The following is an 18492-nucleotide window of genomic DNA, read 5'->3' as shown; positions in this document are numbered from 1 at the left end:
TAAAATAAAGGATAAGAATGGTAAGGGAGAATGGATAATATGATTCCTCAAAATATGGTAACATTTATTATTGAGAAACTGAAAGAAACAGTAAATCCATATTGGATTATTGTATTTGGATCGACAGCAGAGAATCGGGAAAGAGAAGATAGTGATATCGATATAGCATATGCCAGTGATATAATGCTAGGTAATTATGAACGTTTTTTGTTGGCACAGGAATTAGCAAATATTGTTCATAAAGAGGTTGATTTAGTTGATTTATCAGAAGCATCAACAATTTTTCAAGCACAGATTATACATAAAGGAAAAACAATATATTGTTCGGACGAAGAGCGCAAAATAGTATTTGAAATGAAAGCTCTCAAAATGTATGCGAGATTGAATGAGGAACGCCAGGTCATATTTGATGATATTAAGAAAAGAGGTACTATATATGAAGAATGAAGTGATTCTCAACAAAATTGCTACGATAGAGCGTTGTATAAATAGGATTAAAGATGTATATGAAAACAATCCAGATAATTTAAAAGATTATACGAAGCAAGTATTGATTTAGCGATGCATATTGTAGCAGGCAGGAAGCTAGGATTGCCACAATCTAGCCGGGAAGCATTTGATTTATTAGTAGAGGCAGGATTGATTAGTAAGGAATTAGCAAAGAACTTAAAGGCAATGGTAGGATTTCGTAACATTGCTGTTCATGATTATCAAAGTGTGAACTTAGACATTGTCCGTCAAATCATTGAGAAGCATTTGAATAATTTTAAACTGTTTGCTAAGGAAATTATGGGGATATTAGATTTGTAGAAGTAAAAAAGACAAGGATTGGCATATTTGGTGATTCATATAAAAAAGCTCGGCATGTGCCGAGCTTTTTTTATTATTTCTTTTCTGCTTTTGGAGCATCAAAGATATCTTTTAAGTCTTTATCTTCAATTTTCACATCAGATTTTTTAACTTCTTTAGTGATAAGGTCGTTCATGAATTCAGCATCTTGAGTTTTCTTCGCAATAAGTTCTTTTTTAATATTTTCTTTTTCCTGCTCGAACGGTTTTTGTTCTTTAATATCTGTTACTTTAATGATGTGGTAACCGAATTGTGATTTCACAGGTTCACTTACTTCATCTTTTTTCAATTTATATGCAGCATCTGTAAATTCTTGTACCATTTTACCTGGTCCGAAGTAACCTAAGTCGCCGCCTTTTTCAGCAGAGCCTTTATCTTCAGAGTATTGTTTTGCTACCTCTTCAAATGATTTTCCTTGACCAAGTTCTTCTTTTACTTTTTTCGCAGTTGCTTCATCTTTTACAAGGATGTGGCTTGCTTTAATTTCAGGTTTATTATTTTCTTTTAGTTCTTTCTCTGTGATACTCTTTTCAACAGCTTTTTCTGTTGCTAATTGAGCGCGAACACTATTTTTTAAAGTTTCTTCTTTAAGGCCTTGTTGCTTCATTAGTGTTTCGAATTGATCACCGTATTGCTTTTTAAATTCATCATATTTTTTATCAACTTCTTTGTCTTCAACTTTATAGTTTTTCACAAAGACTTTCTCGATAACCATGTTACGTAAAACTTGTTTACCGGATTGTTGCTTCATTGCTGTGTAAAGATCATCCTTTGTTACGTCACCAGCTTTAGATGTTACAATTTTATCAGATGATCCTGTTCCACATGCTGATAAGGCAATTACACTTGTTGCGGCTAAGGCAAGCATAGCTTTCTTCATTCAATAAACACTCCTACTATTATGTATTTTTAATTTATCCCGCACAAATGAACAATTTCCTCATTAAAGGTTATGCTTGTCCATAAGAGCCCGATTAAGTCTCACTGGTTTCGCTTTCTTATCAAGTTGAAAGCCTGCTTAACAGGGCTTACCGAGGCTGAGGATAAAATCTAGCTGAAGGTAATTTTTTTTATAGTATAAGCAATATGTACAAAAATTAATATATCATATTTTGACGTCTTTTCCTATTGATAAAGAAAAAATGCCCATTTGTTTATGAAGATTGTCAGATTGAAGGGGAGTACCATTTTGGGCGAATGTGCATATATATATATCCAATTTGATTTTCCAACATATAAATTGCGGCTATGAAGAACAGAAGGGGACTTCCTCTCATTTTTTCCTTCTGTTTTCACATGGCATGGGGCTAAAAAGGGCACTGACCGCTTCTATCCGTGAGCGGATCTTCTCTTCCACCTAAAAGGAATGGTTTTATGTCGGTCTTTCAATCCGTATTTATATAGAAAAGAGGAGAAGGGATGGGATGGGCGTATGAATTCACTACTTATTTTATTGCTTGTACTGTTTATTTTATTAGTTATAATAGGTATAATTTGCTTATAGAGGAAAAAAGTGAGGAAGGGACTTTCCTTCCTCACTTTCCATGAAATATAATTTCTATATAACTAGAAATTAATAGAATAGTAATACATACATTAATAACCCGAAAAGCCCTCGTTTGGTGGCTCTCGGATAGTTGTTTTCGCTCACACAGTGTATGTGTCAGGAAATTCGTGTAGAATAGAACAATAAGTGCAAATGTGACAAAAACAAGTTCTATAAGAGTCACGAGGAGATACCTCCTTTTGGCCAAAATACATATACTTTTATATATTGTATCATACGATATTTTGTTCGTGTTATAAAATTCAGAAATAGAAGACCTTGTGTTAGAAAGTGAGGAAGAAAATGGACGTTGTAAAACGACTAGAGCAAGCGGAATATTATGTAGAACTTCTTTTTCAAATGATCGATGAAGATAAGTGTCCATTTTATTCTTTGATTATCAAGAAGAAAGCTCGAAAAAAGGATATCGAACGTATATTATCGCTTTGTGAACAATTGAATGAACAATACATAATAGAGAAGCAAGAAGGTTTACTTTTGTTTGATGCTCTTTTGGAGCAATTCGAAAAAGCGCTTCCACATCAGCTCGAAGTAAACGAAACTGCGGAAGCGCTTGTAAGACAAGGGTTATTTCAGCCAGTTATGAAAGAATTTTCACGCATGACAGCGAAAAAATAACTGGCATTACTTTTTAATTAATTTTTGATCGTGTTCTGTAAAGTTTTCCTCAATATTTTCTAATGATTTCTCAAAAATATCGATAAAATCTTGACCGTAAATATTTCGTAAGATTGCGATTAATTCAATGTTTTCTGGGAATTTCCCGTAAAAATTGCGAAGAGCAAGAGCGCCATTAAAGACAGAATTATTTTCAGGGTCATACTCCTCCATTAATTGCAGCAGTAATTCTTCCCCTTTTTCTGTAATTTCAATATACGTATTCCGTTTATCATCTTCTTTTTTTGAGAATACAAGATAGCCGCGCTCTTCAAGCTTTTTAGAAAAGTTAAATGCCGTCGATACGTGCATAACACCAAACTTTGCAATCTCAGAAATAGAAGCCCCTTTTAAATGATAAGCGATTGATAAAATATGATGCTCATTAATGTTTAAATCGTATGGTTTTATCCATTGCTGCCAATCTTTTTCTACACATTTCCATAACGCCTTCGATAATTGAGCGATACGTTGACTAAAAATCATTGCTTCTTTTACCGAATAATCTTTTTCTCCACTTTTCATTTACTCACCCACTTTTACATTCTTATTCATTAGTATCTATTATGCCAGTAAAATAAAAATTAATAAAGTCTTTTTGTGAGAATTGTGAAAATTTTTCGGTAAAACTACACTCTTATACAAATCGTGCATAATTGTGGACGCGTTTTAGGTGTTAAAACTACATATGTTATCTTTACGCAATAGAGGATAACATATATTGTAAATGCATAAAAACACGGCATATCTATGTGATATGCCGTGTTAGGAGAAACAGTTATAAAAAATATTTGTTATATGCAAAAACTAAGAATGGAACGTGTTTTACGCTTTTTCTGGAACTGTTTGTTGCAATTTTTCAATTGATTTTTGAATGTCTAAAATCTCTTGTTCAATATGACGCTTATTCTGAGAAATATCTTGTTTCCATGTGGAAAGCGTATCTTGCATATCATCTTTCAATTCTTGAAAGACTTCTTTACCTTCTGAAGCAGTTTCAACAATTTGACGTTTTAATAACTTTGTATCAGCAGTAATATCTGCTAACGTCTTTTTAATATCATTTCCTTTTTCTTTTAGCTTATTGCGCATATCTTTACCAGAAGAAGGAGTGGAAAAAAGAACGGCTAGTCCAGCGACAGCACCGCCGCAAAGTATACCTGTTATAAAGGATTTAGCTTTTGACATAAAAGGATACCTCCTTATTTTTTGTTCGTATTCATGATGTATAAAACAATGCATATGCTTAAGACAAGGGGGGAGAAAGGTGAAACTCGTGACAACCATTTGTTTTATTGTAAGTCTTTTCTTTCTTGTGCGTGCTATGCATCTATTGTTATTTGTAAAGCAAAAAAGATCGTATCCTCCAGCGTTTTGGGTTAAGAAACAAGCCATGCAGTATATTTCTTTTGGAGGAGTAGGCTTGCTATGTACACTCTTATTTTATATGTTTCTATAGTACGGTTTACTTGCTAGCATGTGATAAATCGTGTTGTTATTTTTATTTTACACTATTTGCAATCGTACTTGCGATATTTTGTAAACTTTCCGTCGTATATTCATTTTGGTGTGATTTCCAAACGGCCCCGAAACCATCGTTTTCACCGTAGCGTGGAATTAAATGCAGGTGGAAGTGGAATACAGTTTGTCCCGCTTTTTCGCCATTGTTGTTCAACAGGTTAAAGCCGACGGGATTAAATTCAGATTTAATCGCATTTGAGATTTTAGGAACGACAGAAAAAATATGGGATGCAATTTCTGGCGTTAAAGCAAAGATATCTTGCTTATGTACTTTTGGAATAACAAGTGTATGTCCTTTTGTTACTTGACTAATATCTAAAAATGCAAGTACATGTTCATCTTCATATACTTTTGAGCAAGGAATTTGTCCTTCAATGATTTTACAAAAAATACAATTATCCGCTGTATGATTCATAGTTCTCATCCTTTCGAGTAGTCTTAGCCGTATTTTAACATAATTACATAGGAGAACAAACACGAAAAACAGGAAGCTGGCTCAGCTTCCTGTTTTCTGAAGAGGGATTGAAAAAGCATTTTTATAATTTACCTTTCGCAGACACCTCATTTATTTAAGAAATGCATGGTAATTCGGCTAAAGTTTCTGCCGTAGACACCCCATTTTCAATAAAATGAAATTGCAATCTTTTATGAAATGAAATTGTTTATTTTATAAAACAGTATATACTCTCCGCGAGACACCCCGTTTCTAAAATGAAACAAATTATCTGGTTTCGTGTAAATTTTCTTTGTCCATGATGGACACCCCATTTCATGATGATTTCACTAAGTTGTATTCATCAATTTGGTGGTTGCTTTTTCAATGTGTTCCTTCTTCACTAATTATGATGTCCCGTTTTGCAGAGGATATGTAAAGAAATTAAATTTTTTTTGAAGAAATCAGGGTACTATGTAGTATCTTCTGTTTTTGGTAAGATGGATATATACATTCTAGTGGAGTATACGCTTTTTAAAAGCGAATGAATATAACGAAGAAAGTGGTGTCATATGGAACAGTTATTACGTGTGGACAATGTTACAGGGGGATATACGAAGCGACCTGTATTACAAAATGTTTCATTTTCTGTTAATAAAGGTGAACTTGTTGGTTTAATCGGCTTAAATGGAGCTGGTAAGAGTACGACGATTAAACATATTATTGGCTTAATGGAACCGAAAAAAGGCAGTGTAACAATTAACGGAAAAACAATTCGCGAAGATATGACGGCATATCGATCCAGTTTTTCTTTTATTCCTGAAACGCCTGTATTATACGATGAGTTAACATTAGAAGAACATTTAAAGTTAACAGCGATGGCATATGGCGTAGATGAGAAGCAATATGAGGAACGCGTAGGGCAGTTATTGCAAGAATTTCGAATGAAAAATCGCTTAAAATGGTTCCCAGCCCATTTTTCAAAAGGGATGAAACAAAAGGTCATGATTATGAGTGCGTTTCTTGTTGAACCAGCGCTTTATATTGTTGACGAACCTTTTGTGGGGTTAGATCCATTAGCAATTCAATCACTTCTACAAATGATGGATCAAATGAAAAAGAGCGGTGCGGGAATTTTAATGAGTACACATATTTTAGCGACAGCAGAGCGCTATTGTGATTCTTTTATTATTTTACATCAAGGTGAAGTAAGGGCGAAAGGGACATTATCTGAATTGCAGTCGCAATTTAATATGCCTGGTGCAACACTAGACGATATTTATATTGCATTAACAAAGGAAGAAGATTATGAATAGTAAAGCGTTATGGAAAGAACGATTCAGGCATTTTTTAAAGGAAGTTCGTACATATAGTAAATATGTTTTTAATGATCATTTGAAATTTATTTTTGTCTTTATCATTGGTGCGGGGGCTTACTATTATCAGCAATGGTTACAAACGCTAACACCTTCGTTTCCCACCGCACTCGTTATGGCAGTTTTACTTGGACTTGCTTTAACGACAGGCTCCATTCAGACGTTATTAAAAGAAGCGGATCTTGTATATTTGCTTCCGGTCGAAGAAAGATTAAAACCATACTTTACAAAGGCGTTTTTCTTTACATTTACAATTCAGCTCTATGTGATAGCGATTGTGGCCGCTGCACTTGCTCCTTTATATTTCCAGCAAACGAAGCAGACGGGTGGGGCTTACATATGGATTGTCGTTGCACTCGTTTTAGTAAAAGCGTGGAATTTATTTGTGACATGGGAAAAATCATTTTTAACAGATCAAAGAATGCAGCGTGGAGATTGGTTTATTCGTTTTATATGTAATGCTTTGTTTGTATACATTCTTGTCGGACATGCTTCTGTCATTTACATAGGGGCTATTCTCCTTGTAATGGTTATGTACCTCGTAGCTATGCATCAAATGGTTAAAGGAAAACCGCTGAATTGGGAATATTTAATTGCAGAAGAAGGCAAGAAAATGATGTTCCTATACCGTATTGCGAATATGTTTGTTGATGTACCAGCATTAAAAGAACGGGTATCACGCCGGAAGTGGCTTGATTTTGTTCTTACAATCATTGGTGAAAAACGGATGTATTTATATTTATATACAAGAACGTTCTTAAGATCGGGTAATTATTTTGGTTTGTATATTCGTTTACTCGCTATTGGCGGTGTCATTCTTTACTTTATCCCATTTTTATATGGTCGTTTCATTGTAAGTATTGTGTTTTTATACTTAATTGGTTATCAGCTATTAAGCCTTTGGAAACATCATCGTTTGAAACTTTGGCTTGATCTATATCCAGTAGCTATAGAAGAAAAGAAAACAGATTTTCTTACCCTGCTACGTGCAATTCTCTGCACAGGTAGTATTGTATTTACAATCATATTTGCTTTCGCAACAAAAGATATCATTATGACGTGTATTTTATTTGCTGTTAGCATAGTCTTTAGTATTGGCTTCGTCTATCAATACGGTGCAAAACGCATTGAGCGTTTAAGTTGAAAGGAATGAACCTATGACTGAATATGAAGAGAAGGTCATAAAAGAAGTGCAGCAGTGGAAGCATACGATCATGAAAGATTCTTCTATGATGACCCGGTTTTCCAAAAAGGTACAAACGAAAGTACAACAGCTTATCCCTGAAAAAGTGCAAAAAGCCTTAACAGAAACAATCAAAAAGATGGTTCAAGGTATTAGTGTTGGTTCTAATTTTATAAAGCCCAAATTAAAGGAAACAGATTGGTCGCTGCAAAGAAGAGATGAAGAAGTCATCAAAAAAATGGATGAGTATAAAAAAATTGCGGCAGCAGAAGGTGCAGGGACGGGGGCTGGTGGTTTTCTCCTTGGGCTTGCAGATTTTCCGCTCTTACTCAGTATTAAAATTAAATTTTTATTTGATGCAGCTACTGTTTATGGGTTTGATACGAGCAAAGAAGAAGAACGGCTTTTTATCCTTCATGTCTTTCAACTTGCCTTTTCAAGCGATGAGTACCGTAAAGAAATATGGAAAGCAATTGAAACATGGGATACGAAGGAAGAAAACCATATCGATTGGGAGAAATTTCAGCAAGAATATCGTGATTATATCGATTTAGCGAAGATGCTCCAGCTTGTTCCGGTTATTGGTGCACCAGTTGGAGCTTATGCGAATTATCAATTACTACAACGACTCGGAGAAGTGACGATGAACTGTTATCGTTTGCGATTACTTCAGCAAAAGGGACTCGTTATTTGAGAAAACAGGAGCCCTCTGGCTCCTGTTTTTTTGTTGTTATTTGTCGCAAAGCCGATATCCTTTGTCGCAAAGCCGATATATTGAAAAAATCGCCGATACATTTTGAGAAACGGTCGATATATTTGAATTTGCGCCGATTCGCTTTTGTTTTCATAATTGCGATTCGTATGTGGGAAAGCAAAAATAGATAAAATCAATTAATCGATAGAGAGGAGAGGGAAATATGAAGTTTCGAAAAGATTGGTTTCTTGGATTTCTTGGTTTAATTGGAGTTTATAAATTTCCTGATGTGATTGATGCGTTTCAAGGTGAAAAAGAATGGACGGCATACATTAGTCTCATTTGGTTCATTTGGTTCGGTTGTTTTATACCAGAGAAGAAAGAAGAGGAAAAGAAGGAGCATTAAAACATTTCTATTTTTTGTAAAACCTTATAATATATATAATAAGAGAATTTATATATATTAGATTTCTAGATTTGGAGTGATTAGATGCAGCCATTGGAAAATGAAATTCATCCTGATATGGTCAAGGTGTGGAAAATTCGAGTTTTGATTGAAACGGGAATTAGTGTACTAGTAATTCTAGCTTATCTCTTTTTTATGATTAAGTTTAATTGGTGGGAGTGGCTTTTCTGGGTGCTTGTTGTTGCGACGATTGTATATACACCATTCGATTATTTTGTGTTTCAAAAACTACGTCAACGTTACCATAGTTATCAATTAAATGAAGAAGAATTAGAAATTCAGCACGGAATGTTTACAGTAAAACGTGTATTAGTTCCGATGATTCGTGTGCAACACGTTACAATTGAACAAGGTCCAGTTATGAGAAAATACGATTTAGCAGAATTACAAATTTCAACGGCGGCTACTTCTCATAGTATTCCAGGTTTAAAGATGAGAGAGGCAGAGCAATTGAAACGACAAATTGCAGAACTTGCGAAGGTGAGTGATGAGGATGTATAAGAGGCAGCATCCCATAACAATTTTACTGGAAATAAAAATTTCTCACCTCTTACCAGGGCTGATTCCTTTAATTAGTTTAAATGGGAAGTTTCCTTTTTGGTATATGATCCCGATTGCAGTTTTTGTTGGGACGATTTTCTTTGCAGTTATACATTGGTATTACAAAGTATATTGGATTAAGGGCAATGTATTGCACATAAAGCAAGGAATGTTTGTGAAAAAAGAGAGTTACTTAAATAAAGAACGTGTACAAACAATAAATACAAGTTCAAATGTTCTATATCAATTATTAGGATTAACGAAACTGAAGATTGAAACAGCGGGTGGGGGGAAAGAACCAGAAGTAAGTTTGGCTGGTGTAACCCTTGAAGAGGCAAAAGCACTTATTTCTCTATTAAATGAGGAAGCGACTGTAAAAAGAGAAAATCAGGAAGAGATAACAGATTCAGTTTTACAAGAAGAACCGAAATCGTCTGAATACAAACTAACATGGAAAGAAATTATTTTTGCTTCCATCACTTCTGGTGAATTTGGAATCGTGTTCTCTGTGCTATTGTTTATTTATTCAAAAGCGCACGACTATGCTCCGAAATGGATTGTAGAAAAAGCTGAAAAATATGTGATGGATTTTGATTTTGATGTTTACGTTTGGGTATACGGCGTTGCAGTGCTACTTGTTCTGTCGTGGATCTTATCAACGATTCGATATGCAATGAAGCACGCCAATTTTACTATCGTTCGAAATGGCAATGAAATACGAGTTTCACAAGGTCTTTTTGAGAAGAAAGAAATTGTTTTAAAAACGCATCGTATTCAAGGGATTACAATAAAAGAAACGTTGTTACGTGAATGGTTAGGTTATTGTTCGATTCATGTAGAAGTCATTCAAAATGCTGAAAAAGGGGAGAAAAGTGTAACGATACATCCCCTTATGAAAAAAGCGCATGTATCCGGTTTACTAGAGCATCTGGAACTCCCTTATAAAATGGAAACAAATCTTATCGGGTTACCAAAGGCGGCATTAAGACGTTACTTACTTGGAAGTTGGATCTTCTTTATTTTTTTAACAATCCTAATTGCAGGAGCAGGGATATATTTTGAAAAATATATTGCATTGTTAGTATTACTTCCGCTATTTATTTTGCTTACATGGTTAGGTTACATATCGTTTACAGCTGGTGGATATGCACTACATGACCAGCAGCTGACAATCGTATCTAGAGGTCTTGGAAAGCGTACAGGTTTAATTCGTAGAAGGCATATACAATCACTCTCGAAGACGCAAACGTTCTTTCAACGTAAAGATAAGTTATGCACATATATATTTATTATTGCTTCATCAGAGGGCGGACATCATTACAAGTTGGAGCATACGCGTTTAGAAGATGCAGAGTGTATGCAAGATTGGTATAAAAAGAAGTAGAAGAAAACACCCTTTTGAAAGGGTGTTTTTTAATAAAGTAAAAAAGACAAAAGCCTTTTCTTTTTAGGAGGGCGAGAGGATCCGGCCATGCATAAAAGCAGTCAGATCCTTTTTTAGCCCCATGCCGAGTGGGATAGTAATGTACATGTCGTTGTTCATCTTTTTGAATGCCTGTATCCTGATGACGATCGTTCTTTTGGGAAAGGTATAGAATTTGATCTTGATCAATTAGCACTTGAATGGTTGCCATTAGAAGACCTTCAAAACACAAACCTTTATCCAAAAGCAATCATACCGTTCTTAACAGAATATGGACTTAGAAATAGGAAGTTGGCAACCTATGTCGGGGATATGGGATAGTATTTATCGATTATAAAGGAGTTAAAACAACTTCTGATAACGGTAATTCTTTTAAGTAAAAAAGATAATAGGTGATGTAAATGAAAATTAGAAATTCAGTCACAGTCATATTAATAACTATGACTGTGTAGTGAGGTTCATATGAGGGGGAGAAAAAGCACTTCTTTTACGTAAAGAAGTGCTTTTCTACTTTAAAATGTTTATGCTTGTACATCAAATGTCGTCACAAAAGATGGTCTTGAAAAAATACTTTTTTGCGGCTCTGCATTCGTTTGTGCAGGGCGTTTTTTATGTGCATTTTCGAAAGATCTAGACTCTGTCCAGTCTTTGAAGTTTTGTTCATTTTCCCACATTGTTAGAATGACATATGTATCGTTACTTAATGGACGAAGCACACGGATAGCTTGGAAACCAGGTTCGTTTTCAATAAGTCCTGCGCGGTTTTTGAAACGATTTTCAAAAACGGGACGACCTTCGTCTGTAACAGAGATGTTGTTACAAACAATAAATCCAGGTTGTCCTTTAAATTCCCCGACTGCGTCTAGCACGTCATATTGAAGTGATCCTTCTGCAGTTTCTTCCGTATTTTCTTTATAAAACATATCTTTTTCATTATTTTTTGCAGTGAAATGTGGTTGCTTGAGAGGTGTTTCGTATGAAATAATTGCTTTCATTTGTAATGCCTCCTTTATGAGTTTGACTTTATTATAGCAACTCTTGTGAAAAAATTCGAAGATTATATACATAAAGATAGTCGTTTTCCAAATAATAAATGTACCATCATTTGGAAAGAAGGACGATGTATGAAGAACATAAAGTGGATCCTAATGAGCGTCGTAGCGGTGTTTGTAGTTGCGATCGTATTCTATAAACTGATTGTATTAGCTGGCGGTTATATGATGGATGAAAAACGACTTGTTTTCCACTCTTCATCACGTATCGTCGATCAGCGAGGAAAAGAAATTACAAAGTTATATGTAGAAAATAGAGAGCTTGTACCAATTGAACAGATTCCAAAGCATGTAGCAGAGGCATTTATTGCTGTAGAAGACGCTCGGTTCTATGAGCATCATGGAGTGGACTACCCGTCTGTGTTTCGAGCGCTATATAAAGATATTTTAGCAGGAGAGAAAATGGAAGGCGGGAGTACAATTACACAGCAGTTAGTCAAAAATGTTTTTTTAAATCAGGAAAAAACGGTAGCCCGCAAATTAAAAGAAGTGGCGATATCCCTTCAACTAGAACAAAAATATACGAAGCAGCAGATTCTTGAAATGTATGTGAATCATATTTATTTTGGACATGGTGCTTATGGGATTCAGGCGGCGGCAAAATTGTATTTTAATAAAAATGTAGAGGGGTTGACAGTTGAAGAAGGAGCGATGCTTGCGGGGCTTCCGAAAGCTCCAAATGGGTATTCTCCTTTCTTATATCCAGAAAAGAGTAAAGGACGCCGTGATTTAGTTTTGTCTCTTATGCATAAGCAAGGATATTTATCAGCAGAGGAAAGTGTTCGTTATCAAGGGAAAACAATCGCTCTTTATAAAAGCTTAGATGAGCGGGAACTTGCTTATATGCCATATATAGACATGGTGATAGATGAAGCTGCACGTTTATATGGCTTATCACATCAAGAAGTACTCCGCGGAGGCTATACATTTGTTGTATCAATGGATGAAAAGCTTCAAAAAGTAGCTTATGATCAATTTCAAGATGCACGCAATTTTCCTGGTAAAGGAAATGGAGCGCAAGGAGCTTTTTTATTAATGGACAATGTAAGTGGCGGAATTAGAGCTGCGATTGGCGGAAGAGACTATGTGCCGAGAGGTTTTAATAGGGTATTTGCGAAAAGGCAGCCTGGCTCTGTGTTAAAGCCTTTAATTGTGTATGCGCCAGCGCTAGAAACAAAAAAATATAATCCGTATTCTTTATTAACAAATGAGCGGATTTCTTTTGAAGGATATGAACCAAGAAACTATAATCACAGGTATTCAAAAGAGGTAACGATGTATGATGCGCTTTTAGAATCAGCAAATGTGCCAGCTGTATCGTTATTAAATGAGCTGGGGGTAGAGGAAGGAAAGCAATATTTAGAAAAGGGCAATATTCATATTGCAGAATCTGGTTTAAGTACGGCACTTGGTGGATTAAAAGAGGGGGTTTCTCCATTTGATCTTGTTAAGATGTATCGTGCTTTCTTAGCGAATGGGAAGATTATCGAGCCTCATGTTATTGAAAAAGTGCTAAATCGTCATGGAGAACTCATTGGACAACCACCTCCAGAAGAAACAAAAATTTTTTCAAAGCAAACAGCGTGGTATATGACAAAAATGTTAGAAGGTGTTGTCGAAGAAGGTACAGCAAAGGCAGGGGAATATAACGGTGCATTAGCTGGGAAAACAGGTACGACGTCACTTCCAGATCAAAGTGAAGGTGCTAGAGATTTTTGGTTTGTTGGCTATACACCAAGTTTAGTAGGTGCGGTATGGATTGGATATGATTGTACGGATAAAGAACATCAATTACAGGATGGAAAGCTATCCGCAACAGCATTATTCAAAAAAATTTTAACGAAAGCAAATGTACAAGATAAAACAAGTTTTACGCAGCCAAAAGGTGTCGAGACAATTGGGAGACCAATTCGCTTAAGTAAAATGGACAATCTAAAGGCGAAGCTCTTCTTTAGTCCATTGGGCTTGTTTACTATGAAGTTAAGTTGGAATCCACTTCCAGATAATCGGATTCTATATCGGATTTATAAAGTAGAACATGGAAGACATACTCATATTGGAACAGTAAAAGGGATTGGTGAGTACGAGGAAAAGTTTATTAATGTTTTCTCGAAACCAAGTTTTTATGTCGTTCCGTATAATCCGCAAACAAACCGAGAGGGAGAAAAGACAAAAGTAGCTAAACCGTAGTTTTTGCTTATGTTATAATAAGAATGTTACAAAAATAGTAAGCGTTTTTACGAACGTTTGTGTCAATTTCATGAACAACGTACATAATGGTATGCATTTTGTTTTTACAAGATGTATAGTAAAAAAAGATAAATATCGGATAAGGTTCTTAGAAGTGTTAGTAAGGAAGGGAGCAAGGGTCTTGGTAAGAAATATAAATGAGACATTTTTAAAAGCATGTATGGGGGAACAAACGGAATATGTACCAGCATGGTATATGCGACAAGCAGGGCGTTCGCAGCCTGAATATAGAAAGATAAAAGAAAAGTATTCTTTATTTGAAATCACACATAACCCGGAGCTATGTGCGTATGTTACAAAGCTTCCAGTTGATCAATATAACGTAGATGCGGCGATTCTTTACAAAGATATTATGTCGCCCCTTCCAGCAATTGGTGTAGATGTGGAAATTAAATCTGGGATTGGTCCGGTTATTGACAACCCGATTCGTTCTTTACAGGACGTGGAAAAGCTTGGTGAAATTCATCCGGAAGAGGATGTACCATACATATTAGATACAATCCGCTTATTAACAACAGAAATGTTAGATGTTCCGTTAATTGGTTTTTCAGGAGCACCGTTTACATTAGCGAGTTATATGATTGAAGGCGGTCCTTCTCGTAACTATCATAAGACGAAGGCATTTATGTATGCTGAGCCAAAAGCTTGGTTTGCTTTAATGGATAAGCTTGCAGATATGGTAATTACATACTTGAAGGCACAGGTTAAAGCAGGAGCAAAGGCTGTACAAATATTTGATTCTTGGGTTGGAGCGGTAAATGTAGTAGATTATCGTCTATTTATTAAGCCAGCAATGGAGCGTATTTTTACAGAGCTTAAGGCTATGAATGTACCGATGATTATGCACGGTGTAGGCGCAGGGCATTTAGCAAATGAATGGCATGATTTACCTCTTGATGTAGTGGGGCTAGATTGGCGTTTACCGATTGAAGAAGCGCGCGCGCGTGGTATTCATAAAGCGATACAAGGAAATATGGATCCTTCTTTATTACTTGCACCTTGGCATGTAATTGAAGAACATGTAAAAGGCATTTTAGATCAAGGGATGAAGCAACCTGGCTATGTATTTAACCTAGGCCACGGTGTGTTCCCAGAAGTAAATCCAGATACATTAAAACGCTTAACAGCATTTATTCATGATTATTCTAAAGGACAGTTAGCGAAGTAAAGGAGAATAGGTGTATGAAAAAGAAAATTGGTTTGCTTGTAATGGCATACGGAACACCGTATAAAGAAGAAGATATTGAACGTTACTATACACATATTCGTAGAGGAAGAAAGCCGAGCCCTGAAATGTTAGAGGACCTAACAGAGCGTTACCGTGCGATCGGTGGTATTTCTCCTTTAGCTACTATTACATTAGAACAAGCAAAAAAATTAGAGACGCGTTTAAACGAAATGCAGGATAACGTGGAATTTCATATGTATCTCGGCTTAAAGCACATTGAGCCTTTTATTGAAGATGCTGTGCAGACAATGCATAATGATGGAATTGAAGAGGCCATTGCCCTTGTCCTTGCTCCGCATTATTCTACTTTTAGTGTGAAATCATACGTTGGACGAGCACAAGAAGAAGCGGAAAAACTAGGTGATTTACAGATTCATGGTATTGATAGTTGGTATAAAGAACCGAAGTTTATTCAGTATTGGGTAGACGAAGTGAAAAAAATATATGGTGGTATGACAGAAGAAGAACGTGAGAAAGCAGTTTTAATTGTGTCTGCACATAGTTTGCCCGAGAAAATTATTGCGCTAGGCGATCCGTACCCAGAACAATTAAATGAAACAGCCGATTACATTGCACGTGGTGCAGAAGTGCCAAATTACGCAGTAGGTTGGCAAAGTGCAGGGAATACACCGGACCCATGGATTGGACCAGATGTACAAGATTTAACGAGAGAATTAAATGAAAAGTATGGTTACACTTCATTTGTATATGCGCCGGTTGGGTTCGTAGCTGAACATTTAGAAGTACTATACGATAATGATATTGAATGTAAAGTCGTTACAGAAGAAATCGGGGCGAAGTATTATCGTCCAGAAATGCCAAATGCATCAGAGGCATTTATTTCTTGTTTAGCGGATGTAGTTTTAAACAAACAAGCAACTGTTTTGTAATACCTTGGGAAAGGAGGAGCTATTTTGAAGAAGAAAGTTGTGGTCATCGGTGGTGGCATTACAGGTTTAACAACAGCGTATTACTTACAAAAAGAAATTCGCGAAAAAGGATTGCCGATTGATACATTACTGATAGAAGCATCGGGTAAGCTTGGAGGGAAAATTCAAACCGTTCAAAAAGATGGATTTACAATTGAGCGCGGTCCGGATTCTTTTTTAGAAAGAAAAGAAAGTGCAGCTAGATTAGCGAGAGAACTAGGACTTGGAGATGGGCTTGTAAATAATGCAACGGGTAAATCATTTGTTCTTGTGAACAACCGATTACATGGAATGCCGAGCGGATCAATGATGGGAATTCCAACGCAAATTACCCCGTTTCTATTTTCAGGATTGTTCTCTCCGATTGGTAAATTAAGAGCTGGTTTTGATTTTGTGTTACCACGTTCGAAACCAGTTTCTGATCAATCACTTGGGCAGTTTTTCCGTCGTCGTCTAGGAAATGAAGTGGTTGAAAACTTAATTGAACCGTTACTATCTGGTATTTATGCGGGGGATATCGACCAAATGAGTTTAATGGCGACGTTCCCACAATTCTATCAAGTTGAGCAGAAATACCGTAGTATTTCACTTGGTATGCGTACGTTAGCACCGAAGAAAGCAAAGGATGTAAAGCCAAAGGGAATCTTTTTAACATTGAAAACAGGTTTAGAATCCTTAGTGGAAGAAATTGAGGAGAAGCTTGATAGTAGAACTGTTATGAAGGGAACTCGTATTGAAAAAATTGCAAAGATAGGCGATGGTTATACGCTTACGCTTAGCAACGGAAAAGAAATTGAAGCAGATTCTATTGTTGTTGCAACTTCTCATAAAGTGTTGCCGTCTATGTTTGCACAGTATAAGCAGTTTCGTTTCTTCCGTAATATTCCCTCGACATCGGTTGCTAATGTTGCGTTAGCTTTTCCGAAAGAAGCAATTCAGCGTGACATTGAAGGTACGGGATTTGTAGTATCGCGAAATAGTGATTTCTCCATTACAGCGTGTACGTGGACGCATAAGAAGTGGCCACATACAACTCCAGAAGGAAAAGTATTGCTTCGTTGCTACGTTGGACGTCCAGGTGATGAAGCAATTGTAGAACAAACGGATGAAGAAATTGTTCAATTTGTAGTAGAAGATTTGCAAAAAACAATGGATATAACAGCCGATCCAGACTTTACCGTTGTGAGTCGCTGGAAAGAAGCAATGCCGCAATATACCGTGGGACATAAAGAGCGAATGGACGAGTTAAGAACATTTATGGAGCAAGAATTACCAGGTGTTTATTTAGCAGGGAGCTCTTATGGCGGAACTGGTCTTCCTGATTGTATTGATCAAGGTGAGGCAGCTGTGAAGCATGTATTATCCTATTTGGAAAAAAGAGATGAAGCTGAATTAATTGCGCAATAATGAAAGAAATCTTTTATGCATGTAAAACTGCAAAGACATAGCGGGATAAACAGCTTGGTGATTGACCAAGCTGTTATTTTTTATTTTCATAACACAGGTTCTCGCTTAAATACTTCATTCTATTTAATTCCATAGCAGACGCATGCATATCTTTGGGAGCTTTTTAACTCAGTATTACGTTTAGAGCTGCAGCCGCTTTCGGCCATCCAACATAAAAGGCTAGATGGGTTATTAAAGCAATCATTTCTTGTTGGTTCATTCCGTTTTTTTCGGCTAATTGTATATGAAATGGTAGTTGTTCTGTATTACCAATACTAATTAGAGCAGAAAGTGTAATTAAACTTCTTTCTTTTGATGTTAAAGTAGGTTCTCTCCATACTTTTTCGAATAACACGTTTTCACTATAATCAACAAAATCGGGAGCAGTATCTCTCATTTTCTTTGGTATATTGAATTCGATACGATCATTCACTATTCTTTTTCTCCCCTCATATTAACCATTTGTGCTATTCCTTGACCAAATGACCAGTTTTCAGCAGATGTTTCGTTTAATGTAATAAAAATATCAGTTGTAGAGATGTTTAAATGATTATAAAAAGCTTCTGAGATTGATCGATACAAATTTCTTTTTTGCTGTATTGTTCTTCCTGGTCCGCATGTAATAGAAACATGAATCATTTTATCTGTTCTCTTTTTCTGCCCTTCTAAGAGATAATACGGATCGTAAAAAAATTGATGAGATGGGTAGGGTAAGAACATGTGAAAGTAATCATTTTCTGGAATTCTAAAATGTTCAATTAATGAATGGTGAATACGATTACTTACTTTTTTTAACTCTTCTCTATGCAATTGACCGTCTGGATAATAAACAGTAACAAATGGCATATATTCACTCCCTTTCTTATGGTTTTATTTTA

General features: G+C 35.9%; 21 protein-coding genes and 1 pseudogene. 14 read left to right on the top strand and 8 right to left on the bottom strand.

Annotated features, from left to right (window positions below; genetic code table 11):
- The first annotated feature begins 39 nt into the window (after positions 1-39).
- Together mntA and hepT are read left to right on the top strand one after the other, a co-directional pair.
- Positions 40-447, top strand: a complete 408-nt coding sequence (gene mntA / locus AZF08_RS22405; RefSeq protein ID WP_033673942.1) for a type VII toxin-antitoxin system MntA family adenylyltransferase antitoxin — start codon at positions 40-42, stop codon at positions 445-447.
- Positions 437-810: pseudogene (hepT, locus tag AZF08_RS22400) on the top strand (type VII toxin-antitoxin system HepT family RNase toxin). Before mntA ends, hepT begins: the two are co-directional and overlap by 11 nt.
- 73 nt (positions 811-883) lie before the next feature.
- On the opposite strand, the gene prsA reads toward hepT, so the two are convergent.
- Positions 884-1729, bottom strand: coding sequence for a peptidylprolyl isomerase PrsA (gene prsA, locus AZF08_RS22395; protein ID WP_033673940.1), 846 nt, complete (start codon positions 1727-1729; stop codon positions 884-886).
- 486 nt (positions 1730-2215) lie between these two features.
- On the opposite strand from prsA, the gene AZF08_RS32045 reads away from it, so the two are divergent.
- Positions 2216-2353 (top strand): YjcZ family sporulation protein, encoded by a 138-nt coding sequence (locus tag AZF08_RS32045; RefSeq protein WP_321141627.1) that lies wholly within the window; start codon positions 2216-2218, stop codon positions 2351-2353.
- Positions 2354-2384: 31 nt separating this feature from the next.
- Here AZF08_RS32045 and AZF08_RS22390 read toward each other — a convergent pair whose 3' ends face one another.
- Positions 2385-2579, bottom strand: coding sequence for a hypothetical protein (locus AZF08_RS22390; RefSeq protein WP_033673938.1), 195 nt, complete (start codon positions 2577-2579; stop codon positions 2385-2387).
- 119 nt (positions 2580-2698) lie between these two features.
- Between AZF08_RS22390 and AZF08_RS22385 the strand changes: the two genes are divergently transcribed.
- Positions 2699-3034, top strand: a complete 336-nt coding sequence (locus AZF08_RS22385) for a DUF1878 family protein (protein ID WP_033673937.1) — start codon at positions 2699-2701, stop codon at positions 3032-3034.
- Positions 3035-3040: 6 nt separating this feature from the next.
- Here AZF08_RS22385 and AZF08_RS22380 read toward each other — a convergent pair whose 3' ends face one another.
- The 3 genes from AZF08_RS22380 to AZF08_RS22365 all read right to left on the bottom strand — a co-directional run bounded on the left by AZF08_RS22380 (position 3041) and on the right by AZF08_RS22365 (position 5009).
- Positions 3041-3598, bottom strand: a complete 558-nt coding sequence (locus tag AZF08_RS22380; RefSeq protein WP_033673936.1) for an HTH-type transcriptional regulator Hpr — start codon at positions 3596-3598, stop codon at positions 3041-3043.
- A 300-nt stretch (positions 3599-3898) separates the two neighbouring features.
- Positions 3899-4261: a YtxH domain-containing protein gene (locus AZF08_RS22375; protein WP_033673935.1), complete on the bottom strand. Its 363-nt coding sequence runs from the start codon at positions 4259-4261 to the stop codon at positions 3899-3901.
- Positions 4262-4574: 313 nt separating this feature from the next.
- A complete protein-coding gene (locus AZF08_RS22365; protein WP_033673933.1) occupies positions 4575-5009 on the bottom strand; it encodes an HIT family protein in 435 nt (144 codons plus the stop codon).
- Positions 5010-5599: 590 nt separating this feature from the next.
- On the opposite strand from AZF08_RS22365, the gene ecsA reads away from it, so the two are divergent.
- The 6 genes from ecsA to AZF08_RS22335 all read left to right on the top strand — a co-directional run bounded on the left by ecsA (position 5600) and on the right by AZF08_RS22335 (position 10670).
- The gene (ecsA, locus tag AZF08_RS22360) at positions 5600-6343 is read left to right on the top strand and encodes an ABC transporter ATP-binding protein EcsA (protein WP_033673932.1); all 744 of its coding nucleotides are present in this window, start codon (positions 5600-5602) and stop codon (positions 6341-6343) included.
- Entirely contained in the window at positions 6336-7547 is a 1212-nt protein-coding gene (locus tag AZF08_RS22355) for an ABC transporter permease (protein WP_033673931.1), read from the top strand. Before ecsA ends, AZF08_RS22355 begins: the two co-directional genes overlap by 8 nt.
- A 13-nt stretch (positions 7548-7560) precedes the next feature.
- A complete protein-coding gene (locus tag AZF08_RS22350) occupies positions 7561-8280 on the top strand; it encodes an EcsC family protein (RefSeq protein ID WP_033673930.1) in 720 nt (239 codons plus the stop codon).
- 223 nt (positions 8281-8503) lie between these two features.
- Positions 8504-8686 (top strand): hypothetical protein, encoded by a 183-nt coding sequence (locus AZF08_RS22345; RefSeq protein WP_033673929.1) that lies wholly within the window; start codon positions 8504-8506, stop codon positions 8684-8686.
- A gap of 84 nt (positions 8687-8770) precedes the next feature.
- Positions 8771-9247 carry a PH domain-containing protein gene (locus AZF08_RS22340; RefSeq protein WP_033673928.1) on the top strand — a complete coding sequence of 159 codons (477 nt, stop codon included), beginning with the start codon at positions 8771-8773 and terminating at the stop codon, positions 9245-9247.
- Positions 9240-10670 carry a PH domain-containing protein gene (locus tag AZF08_RS22335; protein WP_033673927.1) on the top strand — a complete coding sequence of 477 codons (1431 nt, stop codon included), beginning with the start codon at positions 9240-9242 and terminating at the stop codon, positions 10668-10670. The genes AZF08_RS22340 and AZF08_RS22335 overlap by 8 nt, the downstream gene beginning before the upstream one ends.
- A 560-nt stretch (positions 10671-11230) precedes the next feature.
- On the opposite strand, the gene AZF08_RS22330 is transcribed toward AZF08_RS22335, so the two are convergent.
- Positions 11231-11704: an antibiotic biosynthesis monooxygenase family protein gene (locus AZF08_RS22330; RefSeq protein WP_033673926.1), complete on the bottom strand. Its 474-nt coding sequence runs from the start codon at positions 11702-11704 to the stop codon at positions 11231-11233.
- Between the two features lie 129 nt (positions 11705-11833).
- Between AZF08_RS22330 and AZF08_RS22325 the strand changes: the two genes are divergently transcribed.
- From AZF08_RS22325 to hemY, 4 genes are all read left to right on the top strand, one after another.
- Positions 11834-13951 (top strand): transglycosylase domain-containing protein, encoded by a 2118-nt coding sequence (locus tag AZF08_RS22325; RefSeq protein WP_033673925.1) that lies wholly within the window; start codon positions 11834-11836, stop codon positions 13949-13951.
- A 181-nt stretch (positions 13952-14132) separates the two neighbouring features.
- Positions 14133-15179, top strand: a complete 1047-nt coding sequence (gene hemE, locus AZF08_RS22320; protein ID WP_033673924.1) for a uroporphyrinogen decarboxylase — start codon at positions 14133-14135, stop codon at positions 15177-15179.
- 14 nt (positions 15180-15193) lie between these two features.
- Complete coding sequence (gene hemH / locus AZF08_RS22315) at positions 15194-16129, top strand: ferrochelatase (RefSeq protein ID WP_033673923.1); 936 nt, start codon at positions 15194-15196, stop codon at positions 16127-16129.
- Between the two features lie 24 nt (positions 16130-16153).
- Complete coding sequence (hemY, locus tag AZF08_RS22310) at positions 16154-17575, top strand: protoporphyrinogen oxidase (protein ID WP_033673922.1); 1422 nt, start codon at positions 16154-16156, stop codon at positions 17573-17575.
- Positions 17576-17738: 163 nt separating this feature from the next.
- Here hemY and AZF08_RS22305 read toward each other — a convergent pair whose 3' ends face one another.
- Positions 17739-18047, bottom strand: coding sequence for a carboxymuconolactone decarboxylase family protein (locus AZF08_RS22305; RefSeq protein ID WP_033673921.1), 309 nt, complete (start codon positions 18045-18047; stop codon positions 17739-17741).
- Entirely contained in the window at positions 18047-18460 is a 414-nt protein-coding gene (locus AZF08_RS22300) for a tautomerase family protein (protein WP_033673920.1), read from the bottom strand. The genes AZF08_RS22305 and AZF08_RS22300 overlap by 1 nt, the downstream gene beginning before the upstream one ends.
- Positions 18461-18492 lie beyond the last annotated feature (32 nt).

The sequence above is a fragment of the Bacillus gaemokensis genome (genome assembly GCF_001590835.1).
GTDB lineage: Bacteria > Bacillota > Bacilli > Bacillales > Bacillaceae_G > Bacillus_A > Bacillus_A gaemokensis.
Note: the sequence above shows the minus strand (reverse complement) of the source record. Positions and strands in the feature narration are given on the sequence as shown.

Bases quoted from the DNA above. Each gene is read 5' to 3' on its own strand.
- AZF08_RS22330 (WP_033673926.1), bottom strand. From the start codon at position 11,704: ATGAAAGCAATTATTTCATACGAAACACCTCTCAAGCAACCACATTTC.
- AZF08_RS22300 (WP_033673920.1), bottom strand. From the start codon at position 18,460: ATGCCATTTGTTACTGTTTATTATCCAGACGGTCAATTGCATAGAGAA.
- AZF08_RS22335 (WP_033673927.1), top strand. From the start codon at position 9,240: ATGTATAAGAGGCAGCATCCCATAACAATTTTACTGGAAATAAAAATT.
- hemH (WP_033673923.1), top strand. From the start codon at position 15,194: ATGAAAAAGAAAATTGGTTTGCTTGTAATGGCATACGGAACACCGTAT.
- AZF08_RS22380 (WP_033673936.1), bottom strand. From the start codon at position 3,598: ATGAAAAGTGGAGAAAAAGATTATTCGGTAAAAGAAGCAATGATTTTT.
- AZF08_RS22355 (WP_033673931.1), top strand. From the start codon at position 6,336: ATGAATAGTAAAGCGTTATGGAAAGAACGATTCAGGCATTTTTTAAAG.
- AZF08_RS22385 (WP_033673937.1), top strand. From the start codon at position 2,699: ATGGACGTTGTAAAACGACTAGAGCAAGCGGAATATTATGTAGAACTT.
- AZF08_RS22375 (WP_033673935.1), bottom strand. From the start codon at position 4,261: ATGTCAAAAGCTAAATCCTTTATAACAGGTATACTTTGCGGCGGTGCT.
- AZF08_RS22325 (WP_033673925.1), top strand. From the start codon at position 11,834: ATGAAGAACATAAAGTGGATCCTAATGAGCGTCGTAGCGGTGTTTGTA.
- AZF08_RS22345 (WP_033673929.1), top strand. From the start codon at position 8,504: ATGAAGTTTCGAAAAGATTGGTTTCTTGGATTTCTTGGTTTAATTGGA.
- AZF08_RS32045 (WP_321141627.1), top strand. From the start codon at position 2,216: ATGGTTTTATGTCGGTCTTTCAATCCGTATTTATATAGAAAAGAGGAG.
- AZF08_RS22350 (WP_033673930.1), top strand. From the start codon at position 7,561: ATGACTGAATATGAAGAGAAGGTCATAAAAGAAGTGCAGCAGTGGAAG.
- prsA (WP_033673940.1), bottom strand. From the start codon at position 1,729: ATGAAGAAAGCTATGCTTGCCTTAGCCGCAACAAGTGTAATTGCCTTA.
- ecsA (WP_033673932.1), top strand. From the start codon at position 5,600: ATGGAACAGTTATTACGTGTGGACAATGTTACAGGGGGATATACGAAG.
- mntA (WP_033673942.1), top strand. From the start codon at position 40: ATGATTCCTCAAAATATGGTAACATTTATTATTGAGAAACTGAAAGAA.
- AZF08_RS22365 (WP_033673933.1), bottom strand. From the start codon at position 5,009: ATGAATCATACAGCGGATAATTGTATTTTTTGTAAAATCATTGAAGGA.
- AZF08_RS22340 (WP_033673928.1), top strand. From the start codon at position 8,771: ATGCAGCCATTGGAAAATGAAATTCATCCTGATATGGTCAAGGTGTGG.